The 15,446-nt window shown below is 59.2% G+C and carries 14 protein-coding genes and 2 rRNA genes (1 of these 16 cut by a window edge); 13 read left to right on the top strand and 3 right to left on the bottom strand.

Translation table 11 applies throughout. The annotated features are described in order from the left end of the window. Together ABMD26_RS19940 and rrf are read left to right on the top strand one after the other, a co-directional pair. Positions 1–1,814 (top strand): 23S ribosomal RNA (locus ABMD26_RS19940) (it extends 1,080 nt beyond the left edge of the window). 147 nt (positions 1,815–1,961) lie between these two features. Then, positions 1,962–2,077: ribosomal RNA gene (gene rrf / locus ABMD26_RS19945) — 5S ribosomal RNA — on the top strand. A gap of 120 nt (positions 2,078–2,197) precedes the next feature. On the opposite strand, the gene queD is transcribed toward rrf, so the two are convergent. Further along, on the bottom strand, positions 2,198–2,554 hold the full coding sequence (queD, locus tag ABMD26_RS19950; protein ID WP_090359068.1) for a 6-carboxytetrahydropterin synthase QueD: 357 nt from the start codon (positions 2,552–2,554) through the stop codon (positions 2,198–2,200). 243 nt (positions 2,555–2,797) lie between these two features. Here queD and ABMD26_RS19955 point away from each other — a divergent pair, with 243 nt between their 5' ends. The 6 genes from ABMD26_RS19955 to mrdA all read left to right on the top strand — a co-directional run bounded on the left by ABMD26_RS19955 (position 2,798) and on the right by mrdA (position 8,563). Continuing rightward, positions 2,798–3,106 (top strand): PepSY domain-containing protein, encoded by a 309-nt coding sequence (locus ABMD26_RS19955; protein WP_049859836.1) that lies wholly within the window; start codon positions 2,798–2,800, stop codon positions 3,104–3,106. Continuing rightward, entirely contained in the window at positions 3,106–3,417 is a 312-nt protein-coding gene (locus ABMD26_RS19960; protein ID WP_049859837.1) for a PepSY domain-containing protein, read from the top strand. The genes ABMD26_RS19955 and ABMD26_RS19960 overlap by 1 nt, the downstream gene beginning before the upstream one ends. After that, positions 3,417–4,085, top strand: coding sequence for a response regulator transcription factor (locus tag ABMD26_RS19965; protein ID WP_354311370.1), 669 nt, complete (start codon positions 3,417–3,419; stop codon positions 4,083–4,085). Before ABMD26_RS19960 ends, ABMD26_RS19965 begins: the two co-directional genes overlap by 1 nt. Next, the gene (locus tag ABMD26_RS19970; protein WP_354311372.1) at positions 4,082–5,398 is read left to right on the top strand and encodes an ATP-binding protein; all 1,317 of its coding nucleotides are present in this window, start codon (positions 4,082–4,084) and stop codon (positions 5,396–5,398) included. Before ABMD26_RS19965 ends, ABMD26_RS19970 begins: the two co-directional genes overlap by 4 nt. A gap of 99 nt (positions 5,399–5,497) precedes the next feature. Continuing rightward, positions 5,498–6,571: an AI-2E family transporter gene (locus tag ABMD26_RS19975; protein WP_049859840.1), complete on the top strand. Its 1,074-nt coding sequence runs from the start codon at positions 5,498–5,500 to the stop codon at positions 6,569–6,571. 99 nt (positions 6,572–6,670) lie between these two features. Beyond that, positions 6,671–8,563: a penicillin-binding protein 2 gene (gene mrdA / locus ABMD26_RS19980; RefSeq protein ID WP_090359064.1), complete on the top strand. Its 1,893-nt coding sequence runs from the start codon at positions 6,671–6,673 to the stop codon at positions 8,561–8,563. A gap of 4 nt (positions 8,564–8,567) precedes the next feature. On the opposite strand, the gene ABMD26_RS19985 is transcribed toward mrdA, so the two are convergent. Further along, a complete protein-coding gene (locus ABMD26_RS19985; protein WP_354311375.1) occupies positions 8,568–9,335 on the bottom strand; it encodes an SDR family oxidoreductase in 768 nt (255 codons plus the stop codon). Between the two features lie 25 nt (positions 9,336–9,360). Next, positions 9,361–11,025, bottom strand: coding sequence for an electron transfer flavoprotein-ubiquinone oxidoreductase (locus ABMD26_RS19990; RefSeq protein ID WP_354311377.1), 1,665 nt, complete (start codon positions 11,023–11,025; stop codon positions 9,361–9,363). Positions 11,026–11,590: 565 nt separating this feature from the next. Between ABMD26_RS19990 and ABMD26_RS19995 the strand changes: the two genes are divergently transcribed. The 5 genes from ABMD26_RS19995 to ABMD26_RS20015 all read left to right on the top strand — a co-directional run bounded on the left by ABMD26_RS19995 (position 11,591) and on the right by ABMD26_RS20015 (position 15,414). After that, a complete protein-coding gene (locus tag ABMD26_RS19995; protein ID WP_049859844.1) occupies positions 11,591–12,340 on the top strand; it encodes an electron transfer flavoprotein subunit beta/FixA family protein in 750 nt (249 codons plus the stop codon). Continuing rightward, positions 12,341–13,285 carry an electron transfer flavoprotein subunit alpha/FixB family protein gene (locus tag ABMD26_RS20000; protein ID WP_354311380.1) on the top strand — a complete coding sequence of 315 codons (945 nt, stop codon included), beginning with the start codon at positions 12,341–12,343 and terminating at the stop codon, positions 13,283–13,285. A gap of 123 nt (positions 13,286–13,408) precedes the next feature. Then, on the top strand, positions 13,409–14,236 hold the full coding sequence (locus ABMD26_RS20005) for a substrate-binding periplasmic protein (protein WP_489314544.1): 828 nt from the start codon (positions 13,409–13,411) through the stop codon (positions 14,234–14,236). Between the two features lie 9 nt (positions 14,237–14,245). Next, positions 14,246–14,599 carry a DUF4398 domain-containing protein gene (locus tag ABMD26_RS20010; RefSeq protein WP_414704761.1) on the top strand — a complete coding sequence of 118 codons (354 nt, stop codon included), beginning with the start codon at positions 14,246–14,248 and terminating at the stop codon, positions 14,597–14,599. 14 nt (positions 14,600–14,613) lie between these two features. Then, complete coding sequence (locus tag ABMD26_RS20015) at positions 14,614–15,414, top strand: OmpA family protein (RefSeq protein ID WP_134721899.1); 801 nt, start codon at positions 14,614–14,616, stop codon at positions 15,412–15,414. Positions 15,415–15,446 lie beyond the last annotated feature (32 nt).

Raw genomic sequence — 15,446 nt, forward strand, 5'->3', positions numbered from 1 at the left:
AGCGTAATAGCTCACTAGTCGAGTCGGCCTGCGCGGAAGATGTAACGGGGCTCAAACCAGGTACCGAAGCTACGGGTATCATCTTTTGATGATGCGGTAGAGGAGCGTTCTGTAAGCCTGTGAAGGTGAGTTGAGAAGCTTGCTGGAGGTATCAGAAGTGCGAATGCTGACATGAGTAACGACAATGGGTGTGAAAAACACCCACGCCGAAAGACCAAGGTTTCCTGCGCAACGTTAATCGACGCAGGGTTAGTCGGTCCCTAAGGCGAGGCTGAAAAGCGTAGTCGATGGAAAACAGGTTAATATTCCTGTACTTCTGGTTATTGCGATGGAGGGACGGAGAAGGCTAGGCCAGCTTGGCGTTGGTTGTCCAAGTTTAAGGTGGTAGGCTGGGATCTTAGGTAAATCCGGGATTTCAAGGCCGAGAGCTGATGACGAGTTGTCTTTTAGACGACGAAGTGGTTGATGCCATGCTTCCAAGAAAAGCTTCTAAGCTTCAGGTAACCAGGAACCGTACCCCAAACCGACACAGGTGGTTGGGTAGAGAATACCAAGGCGCTTGAGAGAACTCGGGTGAAGGAACTAGGCAAAATGGCACCGTAACTTCGGGAGAAGGTGCGCCGGTGAGGGTGAAGGACTTGCTCCGTAAGCTCATGCCGGTCGAAGATACCAGGCCGCTGCGACTGTTTATTAAAAACACAGCACTCTGCAAACACGAAAGTGGACGTATAGGGTGTGACGCCTGCCCGGTGCCGGAAGGTTAATTGATGGGGTTAGCGCAAGCGAAGCTCTTGATCGAAGCCCCGGTAAACGGCGGCCGTAACTATAACGGTCCTAAGGTAGCGAAATTCCTTGTCGGGTAAGTTCCGACCTGCACGAATGGCGTAACGATGGCGGCGCTGTCTCCACCCGAGACTCAGTGAAATTGAAATCGCTGTGAAGATGCAGTGTATCCGCGGCTAGACGGAAAGACCCCGTGAACCTTTACTATAGCTTTGCACTGGACTTTGAATTTGCTTGTGTAGGATAGGTGGGAGGCTTTGAAGCGTGGACGCCAGTCTGCGTGGAGCCATCCTTGAAATACCACCCTGGCAACTTTGAGGTTCTAACTCAGGTCCGTCATCCGGATCGAGGACAGTGTATGGTGGGTAGTTTGACTGGGGCGGTCTCCTCCTAAAGAGTAACGGAGGAGTACGAAGGTGCGCTCAGACCGGTCGGAAATCGGTCGTAGAGTATAAAGGCAAAAGCGCGCTTGACTGCGAGACAGACACGTCGAGCAGGTACGAAAGTAGGTCTTAGTGATCCGGTGGTTCTGTATGGAAGGGCCATCGCTCAACGGATAAAAGGTACTCCGGGGATAACAGGCTGATACCGCCCAAGAGTTCATATCGACGGCGGTGTTTGGCACCTCGATGTCGGCTCATCACATCCTGGGGCTGAAGCCGGTCCCAAGGGTATGGCTGTTCGCCATTTAAAGTGGTACGCGAGCTGGGTTTAGAACGTCGTGAGACAGTTCGGTCCCTATCTGCCGTGGACGTTTGAGATTTGAGAGGGGCTGCTCCTAGTACGAGAGGACCGGAGTGGACGAACCTCTGGTGTTCCGGTTGTCACGCCAGTGGCATTGCCGGGTAGCTATGTTCGGAAAAGATAACCGCTGAAAGCATCTAAGCGGGAAACTTGCCTCAAGATGAGATCTCACTGGAACCTTGAGTTCCCTGAAGGGCCGTCGAAGACTACGACGTTGATAGGTGGGGTGTGTAAGCGCTGTGAGGCGTTGAGCTAACCCATACTAATTGCCCGTGAGGCTTGACCATATAACACCCAAGCAATTTGCGTCGAAGACCAGATTGCGGTGACTGTGGAGATGACACGAACCGAAAGTTCGCAGCAGGACAACCCACAAATATCACATACCCGATTCGCTGGAGTGCCTCCCAAAGGGCATCCCGGCTACAGAATTTCTTGACGACCATAGAGCATTGGAACCACCTGATCCCATCCCGAACTCAGCAGTGAAACGATGCATCGCCGATGGTAGTGTGGGGTTTCCCCATGTGAGAGTAGGTCATCGTCAAGATTCAATTCCGAAACCCCTATCTGCGCGAGCAGGTAGGGGTTTTGTCTTTCTCGAAGCAAAAAACACTGATCCGCACGCAAAAAAAACCACCCAGCAGGGTGGTTTTTCGTAGCATGCCGGTCAGTCGCCGGTGTACTCGCAGCCGCTCGTGCAGGTTTCGTGGATACGGATCTTGGACAATTCGGGCAATAGCGGTTTGAGCTCATGCCAGATCCATTTGGCGAGGTTCTCGCTGGTGGGATTCTCCAGGCCGGGAAGATCATTCAGATAGTTGTGGTCGAGACGCTCGTACAGCGGCTTGAATATCGCCTTGATTTCGGAAAAGTCTCGGATCCAGCCGGTATGGGGATCAACGTCGCCCTTAAGGTAGATCGCGACCTTGAAGGAATGGCCATGCAAGCGACCGCATTTGTGTCCCTCGGGTACGTGAGGAAGCCGATGGGCAGACTCGAAAGTGAATTCCTTGAAAATTTCCACGTTTGTTCCAATTTGTAGGCAAGTCAGTACTGCAGTTTATCAGGTGTCCACCCTGGACGGTAAGTGCGCAGGGGGAGCGTGGTGGGATTGATCCAGCCGGCTGACGCACGGTGGAGCAGAGCCTGCTGCAGCACCGCGATCATTTGAAGGCTAGCGTTGTGCCATTAAGTTTGAGTTAAGTCGCCTTCGGTATTGTGTTTCTCGTAAACCATACATACCTCACACATACACAAGGTGAACCGAATGAAAACGTTGACTGCTTTGCTTCTGGCTTCTTCCATGAGTTTCGTTGCCGTCAGTGCTCAGGCCAAAGATCTTGGCCCGGACGAAGCGCTTCGCTTGCGCGATGCTGGTACCATCCAGTCCTTCGAAAAGCTCAATGCTGCAGCATTGGCGAAACATCCAGGCGGCACTGTTCACGAGACCGAGCTGGAAGAGGAATACGGTAAATACATCTATCAAGTCGAACTGCGCGACAGCAAGGGCGTCGAGTGGGATGTAGAACTTGATGCAACTACTGGCCAAGTGCTCAAAGATCATCAGGATACCTAATGAACATACCGCCAGCGGGTCGCGCACTGATGGTCGGGCTGCTGGCGTTCTGCTCTTTGGCAGTGGCTCGGGATCTAGACCAGGATGAGGCGTTGCGACTCAGACAGGAGGGTGTGATCCTGCCCCTCGAACAACTGCTAGGCCAGGCCATGGCGCGTTATCCCGGTGCTCGTCTGCTGGAGGCTGAACTCGAAGAAAAGCAGCAGAAGCTGGTCTATGAAGTCGAGTTGCTGACCACGGCAGGTGTCGTTCGCGAGATCAAATTGGATGCGGCTACAGGTGATTTGCTCAAAGACGAGGAAGATGACTGATGCGCTTGCTGTTGGTGGAAGACAACGTTCCTCTGGCCGATGAGCTGAGCGCCAGCCTCAGTCGCCAGGGGTACGCCGTGGATTGGCTGGCGGACGGTCGAGACGCGGTCTATCAGGGGCAGTCCGAACCTTATGATTTGATCATCCTCGATCTAGGATTGCCTGGCCTGCCTGGGTTGGAGGTGTTGGCTCAGTGGCGAGCGGCGAACCTTTCCACCCCGGTGCTCATTCTGACCGCGCGTGGCTCATGGGCCGAGCGTATCGAAGGGTTGAAAGCAGGCGCCGATGACTACCTGACCAAACCTTTTCACCCTGAAGAACTTCAGTTGAGGGCCCAGGCGTTGGTGCGGCGGGCGCGAGGCCTGTCGAATATGCCGCGCCTGGAGGCGGCGGGTCTGCACCTGGACGAAGGTCGCCAATGCGTATTGCAGGCCGGGGTCGATATACAGCTCACTGCTGCCGAGTTCCGGCTGCTACGCTATTTCATGCTTCACCCCGACCAGATCCTGTCCAAGGGCCATTTGGCCGATCACCTGTATGACGGCGAAACCGAGCGCGATTCGAACGTGCTGGAAGTGCACGTCAACCATCTGCGGCGCAAACTGGGTCGCAGTGTGATCGAAACGCGGCGAGGGCAGGGTTACCGTTTTGCCGGGATCGTGCAGTGAGATCCATCCAGGCGCGATTGAGCGTCGGACTGATCAGCGTTCTGGTCGTGGTTGGCCTGGTGCTCGCGCAGTTAAGTTTGTGGCTGTTCGAAATGGGTCTGCAGCGCTATCTGGAAGCGGGGCTGCGCAACGAAAGTGAAAACCTTCTGGTGGCCATGCAGCGTGGGCCGCAGGGTTTGCAGCTGGACCAACATCGTATTTCTCCTGCCTACGAACGTCCGTTCTCCGGGCATTATTTCCGCATAGACTTTCCCGAGGGCCACTGGCGGTCCCGCTCGCTGTGGGATCTCGAGCTGCCGGTGCCCGAGCAGTCGGGGTTGTATTCAGGTTTGAAGCTGGGGCCCGAAGGTCAACTGCTGCTGGTGTTGCGGGCTGACTACCGTCGGCTCGGCCAGCCACTGTCCATCATCGTGGCCCAAGACTACACACCGGTTCGTGCCAGCTTTCAGCGGGTACGTCAGATTGGCCTGGGAATGGGTCTGGCCGCATTGATTGCGGTGCTTGTATTGCAACGCATCACGGTCAAACGCTCGCTCAAGCCACTGGAGCGAACCCGGGAGCAGATTGCCCAGTTGCAGCTCGGGCAGCGGTCGCAACTGGACAGCGAAGTTCCGGCAGAGCTTGAGCCGCTAGTGGCGCAGATCAACCACCTCTTGCTGCACACCGAAGACAGTCTCAAGCGTTCGCGTAATGCCCTGGGCAATCTTGGCCACGCGCTGAAGACGCCCATGGCGGTGCTGTTGAGTCTGGCGAGCAGTGAGCGGCTGCGCGACCATCCCGAAGTTGGTCGGCTGTTGCGTGAGCAGTTGGAGCACATCCAGTTGCGGCTGAGCCGTGAGCTCAATCGTGCGCGCTTGGCAGGCGATGCGCTGCCGGGTGTTCAGTTCGATTGCGCAGAAGAGATTCCGGGTCTGTTCGCGACCCTGGAGATGATTCATGGCGGGCATTTGAACCTGAGCTACGAGGTGGCCGCGCATGTGCGTCTACCGTGGGATCGCGAGGATGTGCTGGAGCTGTTGGGCAACCTGCTCGACAACGCCTGCAAGTGGGCGGACGCGCAGGTCTGCCTGACCATCGTCGAGCACGCACAGGGGTACAGTATCTGGGTGGACGACGACGGTCCGGGGATACCCGAGGACGCACGTCAGGCGGTGCTGGATCGCGGCTCTCGCCTGGACGAGCAGGTCGACGGGCATGGTCTGGGGCTGGGTATCGTTCGTGACATCGTGGAAAGCTGGTCGGCTCGTTTGCAGCTGTCGGGAAGTCCGCTGGGTGGGCTGCGCGTAGCGGTCGAGTTGGATAAACGCGTTTAACGCGGATTTATCTTGCCGATGACTAAACTCGCAGGCGGCTGGGAGGACTAACCCACAGGGCCGAATGACGGTTCTGTAGCTTATCGACATGGATCGGACATGAACGAAACCAACCTGCAAAACAAAACCCTGTTGTTACTGTTGATCCTCGTCACCATCGCTTTCATCTGGATTCTTCTGCCTTATTACGGCGCGGTATTCTGGGCCGTGATTCTGGGTATCGTGTTTGCGCCTTTGCAACGACTGGTGATGATGAAGTTGAACCGGCGTCGCAACATCAGTTCGCTGGTCACGCTGACCACGGCGCTGCTGATCGCGATCCTGCCGGTGATCATCATCAGCGCGCTGTTGGTGCAAGAAGGCGCGGTGCTTTACAAGAATATCGAAAGTGGCCAACTGGACGTGGCGGGTTATATCGATCAGTTCAAGCAACTGCTTCCGGCCTCCGGGCAACAATTGCTCGATCGCATGGGCATGGGCGATCTCGAAGGCGTGCGTGACAAAGTTGCCAAGGGCGCCATGCAGGGCAGTCAATATTTCGCGACTCAGGCATTCAGCTTCGGCCAGGGCACGCTGGATTTCGTGATCAGCTTCGGCATCATGCTGTACTTGCTGTTCTTCTTCCTGCGTGATGGCCCTGAGCTGTCGCGCAAGATCCGTACGGCCATTCCGCTGGCCGAACAGCAGAAGCGCCGTCTGCAGTTGAAGTTCAACCGTGTGGTGCGTGCCACGGTGAAGGGCAACCTGCTGGTGGCCGTTACGCAAGGTGCCTTGGGTGGGGTGATCTTCTGGTTCCTCGATATTCCCAGCGCGTTGCTGTGGGCTGTACTCATGGCTTTCCTGTCGCTGTTGCCTGCCGTCGGGGCCGGCATCGTCTGGGCGCCGGTAGCTGCGTACTTCCTGTTGAGCGGTTATATCTGGCAGGGGGTGACATTGACCCTGTTCGGTATTCTGGTGATCGGCATGGTCGACAACGTGTTGCGTCCGGTTCTGGTCGGCAAGGATACAAAGATGCCGGATTACCTCATTCTGGTATCGACGCTAGGTGGCTTGGCGGTGTTTGGCCTCAACGGTTTCGTGATCGGCCCGTTGATTGCGGCGCTGTTCATGTCCAGCTGGGGTATTTTCGTCAGTACCAAGCGCCAGGTGCGTCTGCCTCAGGACCGCACCTGATACACGCCTTACCCGGCTCCCTTGGTCAGCCCGAGGGAGTTGGCGCTTGAGGGCAGGGGCCTGCTTGGTTACCATCGGCGCTTTTTCAGAGCGGTCCGCATGCCCCAGCCCATTCCTCTCAAAGACCATGGCAAGGAACAAGGCCTAGTCAACCGTCGGTTGATCGCCTGCGCGTTGCTGGTGCTGGCCTTGAGCATTGCCTTGGTAGGGCGTCTGTACTTCCTGCAGGTCATCGAGTTCGCCTACAACTCCACGGTATCCGAAAACAACCGGGTGCACGTGCTGCCGATCCCGCCGGAGCGTGGGGTGATCTACGACCGCAATGGCGTGGTATTGGCCGATAACCGACCCAGTTTCAATCTGACCCTTACCCGCGAGCGCGCCGGTAATACCGCGCAGGTGCTCGATGAGGTGGTCAAGGTGCTGGAGCTGAGCGATGAAGCGCGCAAGCAGTTCGATAAGGACTTGAAGCGTGTGCGCCATCCATTCGAACCCGTCACCTTGATGTATGAGCTGAACGAGAACCAGATCGCCAAGATCGCGGTGAATCAATTTCTGCTGCCGGGCATCGATGTGGAACCTCAGTTCGTACGCGAATATCCGCGCAAGGAGCATTTCGCGCACTCGGTCGGCTACGTAGGGCGGATCAACGAGAAGGAATCCAAGACGCTCGATCAGACGCAGTACCGCGGCACGCAGTCGGTGGGTAAGACCGGTGTCGAGCGTTTCTATGAAACGGAGCTGCATGGCCAGGTGGGCTATGAAGAGGTCGAGACCAATGCTCAAGGGCGGGTGATGCGAGTGCTCAACCACCACGATCCGGTGCCGGGCAAGAACATCGTACTGAGCCTGGATGTGCACCTGCAGGAAGCCGCCGAGAAGGCACTGGGCGATCGACGTGGGGCGGTGGTGTGCATCGATCCGGAAACTGGCGACGTGCTGGCCATGGTCAGCAAGCCCAGCTTCGATCCCAATCTTTTCGTCACCGGGATCAGCTTCAAGGAATACGCGGCGTTGCGCGATTCCATCGACCGGCCGCTGTTCAATCGCGTCCTGCGGGGCCTGTACGCACCTGGCTCGACGATCAAACCGGAAGTGGCGATTGCCGGCCTGGATACGGGTGCGGTCACGCCGCAGTCTCGGGTCTTCGATCCCGGTTACTACGAACTCCCCAACTACGACCACAAGTACCGCAACTGGAACCGCACGGGCGATGGCTGGGTGGACATGGATGCCGCCATCATGCGCTCCAATGACACCTACTTCTACGATCTGGCGCACAAGCTGGGTGTGGACCGGATGCACGACTACATGACCCGCTTCGGCCTGGGTCAGAAGGTTTCGCTGGACATGTTCGAGGAAGCGCCTGGCTTGATGCCGTCGCAGCAGTGGAAACGTGCGACCCGACGTCAGGCGTGGTTCCCCGGCGAGACGCTGATCCTGGGTATTGGCCAGGGCTACATGCAGGTCACACCGTTGCAACTGGCCCAGGCCACCACGCTGATCGCCAGCAAGGGCGTGTGGCGTCGGCCGCACCTGGCTGAAACCGTAGGCGGGCTGGCGCCGGTGGACGACAATCCGATCCCCAATATCGTGCTGCGTGACAACCGCGAATGGGATCAGGTCAACCACGGCATGCAACTCGTCATGCACGATCCGCGCGGCATCGCGCGGCAGGCTGCCGCCGGTGCGCAGTATCGCATCGCGGGCAAGTCGGGTACGGCCCAGGTGGTCGCGATCAAGCAGGGTGAGCGCTACAACCGTCTCAAGACCTTGGAGCGCAACCGTGACAACGCGCTGTTCGTGGGCTTTGCGCCGGCCGACCGGCCGAAGATCGTGGTGGCGGTGATGATCGAGAACGGCGAGGCGGGCGGGCGCGTCGCAGGTCCCGTGGTGCGCGAGATCATGGATGCCTGGTTACTGGATGGCGAAGGTCACCTCAAGCCCAAGTACGCGGCGCCCGCGAAGGCGCCTACGGATCCCAAGGTCTGAGCCTTCAGCAGAGAAAACCACCGTCCACGTTCAGGGCGGTTCCTGTGGTGTAGCTGGAAGCCGAGCTGGCGAGGTACAGCACCGCCCCGGCCATTTCTTCAGGCTGGGCAACACGCTTGAGGGGAATCTGCGCGAGCGCGGTCTTGAGGATCGCCTGGTTCTCGACCAGTGCCGAAGCGAAACGGGTGTCGGTCAGGCCCGGCAGCAACGCATTGCAGCGGATGTTGAAGCCGGCGCATTCCTTGGCGAACGCCTTGGTCATGTTGATCACCGCGGCCTTGGTCATGGAATAGACGCCTTGGAACACACCGGGTGACACGCCGTTTATCGACGCCACGTTGATGATGCTGCCGCCACCGTGTTCGCGCATCAACTTGCCGGCTTCGACCGACATGAAGAAGTAACCGCGGACGTTGACGTCCACGGTCTTCTGGAAAGCGCCCAGGTCGACATCCAGGACGCTGCCGAACTGGGGGTTGGTGGCGGCATTGTTGACCAGGATGTCCAGGCGACCGAAGGTTGCGCGGATGCTCGCGAACAAGTCCTGAATCTGCTCGGTTACGCCAATGTGGCAGGCCATCGCGGTAGCCTGGTCGCCGCCAGCGTTGATGCTGTCGGCGACACGTTGGCAGCCGTCCAGCCTGCGACTGACGACGATCACATGTGCGCCCTGCTGGGCCAGCAATCGGGCAATGGACTCGCCGATCCCGCGGCTGGCGCCGGAGACCAGCGCTATTCTGCCGTCGAGGTCGAACATCGTGGTCTTGGGCATATTCGCTCCTGCCGTGGGTGAGAAGTTACATGTTCGGGTAGGTCGGTCCACCCGAGCCTTCGGGTGCTACCCAGACGATGTTCTGCGAAGGATCCTTGATGTCGCACGTCTTGCAGTGCACGCAATTCTGCGCGTTGATCTGGAAGCGCTTGGCACCGTCTTCCTGGGTGACCACTTCATAGACACCGGCCGGGCAGTAGCGCTGAGCAGGCTCGTCGTACAGCGGCAGGTTCTTGCCGATGGGAATGATCGGATCCTTGAGCTTGAGGTGGCACGGCTGCTCTTCTTCATGGTTGGTGCCTGAGATGAACACCGAACTGAGTTTGTCGAAGCTCAATTTGCCATCGGGCTTGGGGTAGTCGATGCGCTTGCTGTCCGCTGCCAGCTTCATGCAGGCGTAGTCAGGCTTGTTGTCGTGCAGGGTGAAGGGGATCTTGCCCTTGAACAGGTTCTGATCGACGAAGTTGAACGCGCCGCCGACGATGGCTCCCCACTTGTGGATGGCAGCCCCGAAATTGCGGCTGGCGAAGAGCTCTTCATACAGCCAGCTAGCCTTGAAGCCGGACACGTAGCCGTCGAGCACGTCTCCGCCTTCCGAGCCCTGGAACAGCGCGTCGGCCACCGCCTCGGCGGCGAGCATGCCGGACTTCATGGCGGTGTGGCTGCCCTTGATCTTGGAGAAGTTCATGGTGCCCAGGTCGCAGCCGATCAGCGCGCCGCCGGCGAAGACCATCTTGGGCAGCGAGTTGAAGCCACCCTTGCAGATGGCGCGGGCGCCGTAGCTGACGCGCTTGCCGCCTTCCAGATACTGCTTGAGGACCGGATGGTGCTTGAGTCGCTGGAACTCGTCGAAAGGTGACAGGAACGGGTTGGCGTAGGACAGGTCGACGATGAGGCCGACCACCACCTGATTGTTTTCCAGGTGATAGAGGAACGAGCCGCCGGTGTTCTCGGTACCCATGACCTCCAGCGGCCAGCCGGCGGTGTGGACCACCAGCCCCGGCTGGTGCTTGGCAGGATCGATGTCCCAGATCTCTTTCAAGCCGATCCCGTAATGCTGCGCGTCGGCATCGCTGTCCAGTTTGAAGCGTTCGATCAGTTGCTTGCCGATGTGACCGCGGCAGCCTTCGGCGAACAGGGTGTATTTGCCGCGCAGTTCCATGCCTGGGGTATACAGCCCTTCTTTGGGCTTGCCTTCACGATCCACACCCAGGTCGCCGGTGATGATGCCGCGCACGACGCCCGTTTCGTCGATCAGTGCTTCTTGTGCGGCAAATCCGGGGTAGATCTCGACACCCAGGTTTTCAGCCTGCTGGGCGAGCCAGCGGCACAAATTGCCCAGGGAGATGATGTAGTTGCCTTCGTTGTGCATGGTCTTGGGCACGAAGGCGTCGGGGATCTTTGTGCCACTCTCGGCGTTCTTCAGGATGAAGATGTCGTCGCGGGTGACGGGCGTGTTCAGGGGCGCACCCAGGGCCTTCCAGTCCGGGAACAGCTCGGTGAGCGCCCGCGGTTCGAAGACGGCACCGGAAAGGATGTGAGCACCGACCTCGGAGCCTTTTTCAACCACGCAGACGCTGATTTCCTGTCCGGCGTCGGCGGCTTTCTGCTTCAGTCGGCATGCGGCGGACAGGCCTGCTGGGCCTGCGCCGACGACGACGACGTCGAATTCCATGTATTCGCGTTCCACGGGTTCTCTCCTACTCAGGGCTCATCAGGCCTTTCTAATGGGTGAAGCGTCCGGAACGGTCATCCGGGGTGTCGCGGTTGGGTGCTGCGTTCATCTGCTCGTGTAGTACCGTGTCTGGACGGCTACAGGCAAGGGCATGCGCGTGCTGCAGTATATCTACACCACTTGGCCGGTCCAATACAAACGTTTGTTTGAATCTGCTCCAGCCCAGTAAAATCAAGGTGGCCAGGGGGCGTGACCGGTGAGTTCCGCGTATTGACCGGTCAGGGCTCAGCGGTCAAGATACGGCCAGCTTCAAGTTCGATGCAGCGCCTGTGTGCAGTACGGGATGCCTCGAATCTCGACCCCGGCACGGCTCATTCATCCATGTCGAACGCCCATCGGGTCGAGTTTACACGTCATACTTGTTGAAGGCTGCCCCGTTTTGTTGGTCAAGGTCTTGAAAAATCAGGTTTTTGCCAGCACTACGCAATGCTGCAAACGTTTCAATGGTGCCCTTGCCGCCCACGTCATCGTCCGGTCTGCCTGGGCGACATTCTTTTCACCGGAGAGTAACGAGGAATCCATGAAGGTTCTTGTAGCTGTCAAACGAGTGGTCGACTACAACGTCAAGGTTCGCGTCAAGGCGGATAACTCCGGCGTTGATCTTGCCAACGTCAAGATGTCGATGAACCCGTTCTGCGAAATCGCTGTTGAAGAAGCCGTCCGCCTGAAAGAGAAAGGCATCGCCAGCGAAATCGTCGTGGTCACCATCGGCCCGGCCACCGCCCAGGAGCAACTGCGCACCGCGCTGGCCCTGGGCGCCGACCGCGCCATCCTGGTCGAGCACGCCGAGGAACTGAACGCCCTGGCAGTGGCCAAGCTGCTCAAGGCGGTGGTCGACAAGGAACAGCCGCAGTTGGTGATCCTGGGCAAGCAGGCGATCGATAGCGACAACAACCAGACTGGCCAGATGCTAGCTGCGCTGAGCGGCTACGCCCAGGGCACCTTCGCTTCGAAGGTCGAAGTGGCGGGCGACAAGCTCAATGTCACCCGTGAAGTCGATGACGGTCTGCAGACCGTTGGCCTGACCCTGCCGGCCATCGTCACCACCGACCTGCGTCTGAACGAGCCGCGCTACGCCTCCCTGCCCAACATCATGAAGGCCAAGAAGAAGCCGCTCGAATCGTTCACGCCCGAGGCGCTCGGCGTGTCGTTGACCTCCACCAACAAGACCCTCAAGGTCGAGGCGCCAGCGACCCGCAGTGCCGGTGTCAAGGTCAAGTCGGTGGCCGAACTGGTCGAAAAACTGAAAAACGAAGCGAAGGTAATCTGAATGACTATCCTGGTTATCGCCGATTATGTAACCGAAGGTCAGGTGAACACTGGCGTTGCACCTTCGACCCTGAACACCGTGGCTGCCGCGCAGAAGATCGGCGGCGACATTCACGTGCTGGTCGCCGGCGTGCAGGTCGACAGCGTTGCGCAAGCCGCCGCGAAGATCGCCGGCGTGAGCAAGGTGCTGGTGGCGGACAATGCGGCCTATGCGCACCAGCTGCCTGAAAACGTGGCGCCGCTGATCGTCGGGCTGGCTTCGGGCTACAGCCACGTGCTGTCCGCTGCGACCGCCAACGGCAAGAACATCCTGCCGCGCGTTGCCGCTGCGCTGGACGTCGACCAGATCTCCGAGATCATCTCGGTCGAGTCGCCGGACACCTTCAAGCGTCCGATCTACGCCGGCAACGCCATTGCCACTGTGCAATCGAGCGCTGCGATCAAGGTCATCACCGTGCGTGCCACCGGTTTCGACGCCGTGGCTGCCGAAGGCGGTTCAGCGACTGTCGAAGCGGTAGGTGCAGCTCACGATACCGGCAAATCGAGCTTCGTTGGCGAAGAGCTGGCCAAGTCCGATCGTCCCGAGTTGACCGCGGCGAAGATCGTCGTCTCCGGCGGCCGTGGCATGCAGAACGGCGACAACTTCAAGCACCTCTACACCCTGGCCGACAAGCTGGGTGCTGCCGTGGGTGCGTCGCGTGCAGCGGTGGACGCCGGCTTCGTGCCCAACGACATGCAGGTCGGCCAGACCGGCAAGATCGTTGCGCCGCAGTTGTATATCGCGGTAGGCATTTCCGGCGCCATCCAGCATCTGGCTGGCATGAAGGACTCCAAGGTGATCGTTGCGATCAACAAGGACGAAGAGGCGCCGATCTTCCAGGTGGCCGACTATGGCCTGGTCGCTGACTTGTTCGAAGCCGTTCCCGAGTTGGAAAAGCTGGTCTGATCCAGCGCTTTGCGCTGCGGTCGAGTCAAGCCTGGTCGCCATCCGTTGCCCACAGGGCAGCGGGCGGGGACCGGGCTTTTTTGCATCTGAATTTGCGTGTGACATGGGCTGGAGAGGTTGAGCATGACCAGACAAGGCAGACTTCGCCGCGCGGGCTTTTGCATGGTCGCGGCGTTGCTACCGCTGGCAGCGCAGGGGGCGGGCAAGTGCGAGCGACTGGTTGCCAGTGGCAGCCCCGACGCGCCGCCCTATCTGTGGCGGGATCCACAGGACCCGGAGCGTCTGATCGGCGTCAATGCCGAGCTGTTGCAGCAGGTGGCGACCCAGATCGGCGTCAAGGTCGACATTCTTTATGCCGGCAAGCGTTCACAGGCGCTGGAAGAGGTGCGTAGCGGGCGAATGGACTTGCTGGTGGATGCACCCCTGAACGTCAGCGAGCTTGATTCCCTGGATTATGTGCATCCTGCCCTGGTCCCGAACGATTACCTGGTATGGACCCTGCGATCGACGCCACTGACCTACCGCAGTCTTGCCGATCTACACGGCCACGCCGGGGCGATCTCGGCCAAGGCGCGACCGACCCAGGCATTCGCCACACTGGCCGCCGAGCATCTGAAGCTGGTCAGTACGGACAATCTGATTCAGGCCTTCGACAAGCTGGTGCTTGGCCAGGTCGAATACGTGATTGCCGGACGCTATTCCGGTGCGGCCATGGCTCAGGCACAGGGCCTGGGCGATCGACTGCAAAGCAGTGAGCTGCCCGTCGACCGGCCGGGGTTGTACCTGGCGTTGTCTCACGACTCCGCGTGCAACGATCCCTGGCTGCGCGGACAGCTGGCGAAAAAAATGACAGAATTGACCGCTTCAGGCATACCTGCCGAGGTGTTTTCCCGCAATGTCGAGCGTTGGAAAGTCCAGCAATCGCTCAAGCCTGCAGTACTTCCACAGTAGGAATCTTTCGTGAACATTCAAACGATGACCGCAGGCGCGATGCTTGCGCTGCTTGCCGGTTGCGCTAACGACCCGGCGCCTACGCAGCAATTGCGTCTGGCTGACCAGACCGTCGAGCAGGCCCGCGCCGTTGGCGCCACAGACGACAACGAGGCCATGAAGATGGCAGTCGACAAACTTGCCCAGGCTCGTGCGCAAATGGTCGATGAAAACTACAAGGGTGCCCGGCTCAACGCCGAACAGGCCGAGTTGGATGCACGTCTGGCGGAAGATCAATTGTTGACTGCCAAGGGGCAGGAGCAGATCAAGGTGCTGGAGGCTCGCATCCAGCGCCTGCGTAAACAATTGGGAGACATGCAGTGAAGCAGTTGACGGGAATGCGCATGGGGCTGGTGCTGGCGGCCGGTTTGATGACAGTGGGCTGTACCGGTCAGCGCGCCAACAGCGAGGCCGTCCAGCGGGCCGAGGTTGCCTTTCAAGCGGTTCGCGATGATTCCAACGTGCTGCGCAGCGCGCCCAAGGATGTCATTCGGGCTGGCGAATCGCTGGCCCGCGCTGAGCGGCTCGCCAGCTATTGGGGCACCGGCAGCGACGCTCAGCATTATGCCTACCTGAGCCAGCGCTACAGCGAGATCGCCCGGGAGCGCAGTCAGCAGATGCTCAATCAGCAGCGCCTGACCAAGCTGCAGATGGACCAGCAGCGCCTGCAACTGGCGTTGCGTGACTCCAAGCTGGAAAGCGTGCAGCAGCAGGGCAAGTGGCTGGAAGAGCAGATTCTGGCGTTGGCCAATGTCGAGGCCGACCGCGGCCTGGTGATGACACTGGGTGACGTGCTGTTCGATACGGGGGAGGCGCAGCTCAAGCCACAGGCCAACCGTACGATTCTCAAGCTCGTGCAGTTCCTGCAACTCAATCCCAAGCGCGTGGTGCGTATCGAAGGCTACACCGATAACACTGGCGAAAAAGCCTTCAACCTGCAGCTGTCGACCGACCGGGCGCAGTCGGTAGCCGACACCCTGGTCGACCTGGGCATCGATGAGTCGCGTATCCAGGTGCAGGGTTACGGCGATGCCTATCCTGTGGATGCAAACGCTTCGGAGCGGGGCAGGGCGCAGAACCGTCGGGTCGAGATCGTCTTTTCCAACGCAAAAGGGGAAATGGCGTTGCCGCGCGGTTGATGGAGAGGTGAATCTGGACAGTGCAGTTGCAG

The sequence above is a fragment of the Pseudomonas sp. PvP001 genome (assembly GCF_040546375.1).
In the GTDB taxonomy this organism is placed as follows: domain Bacteria; phylum Pseudomonadota; class Gammaproteobacteria; order Pseudomonadales; family Pseudomonadaceae; genus Aquipseudomonas; species Aquipseudomonas coleopterorum.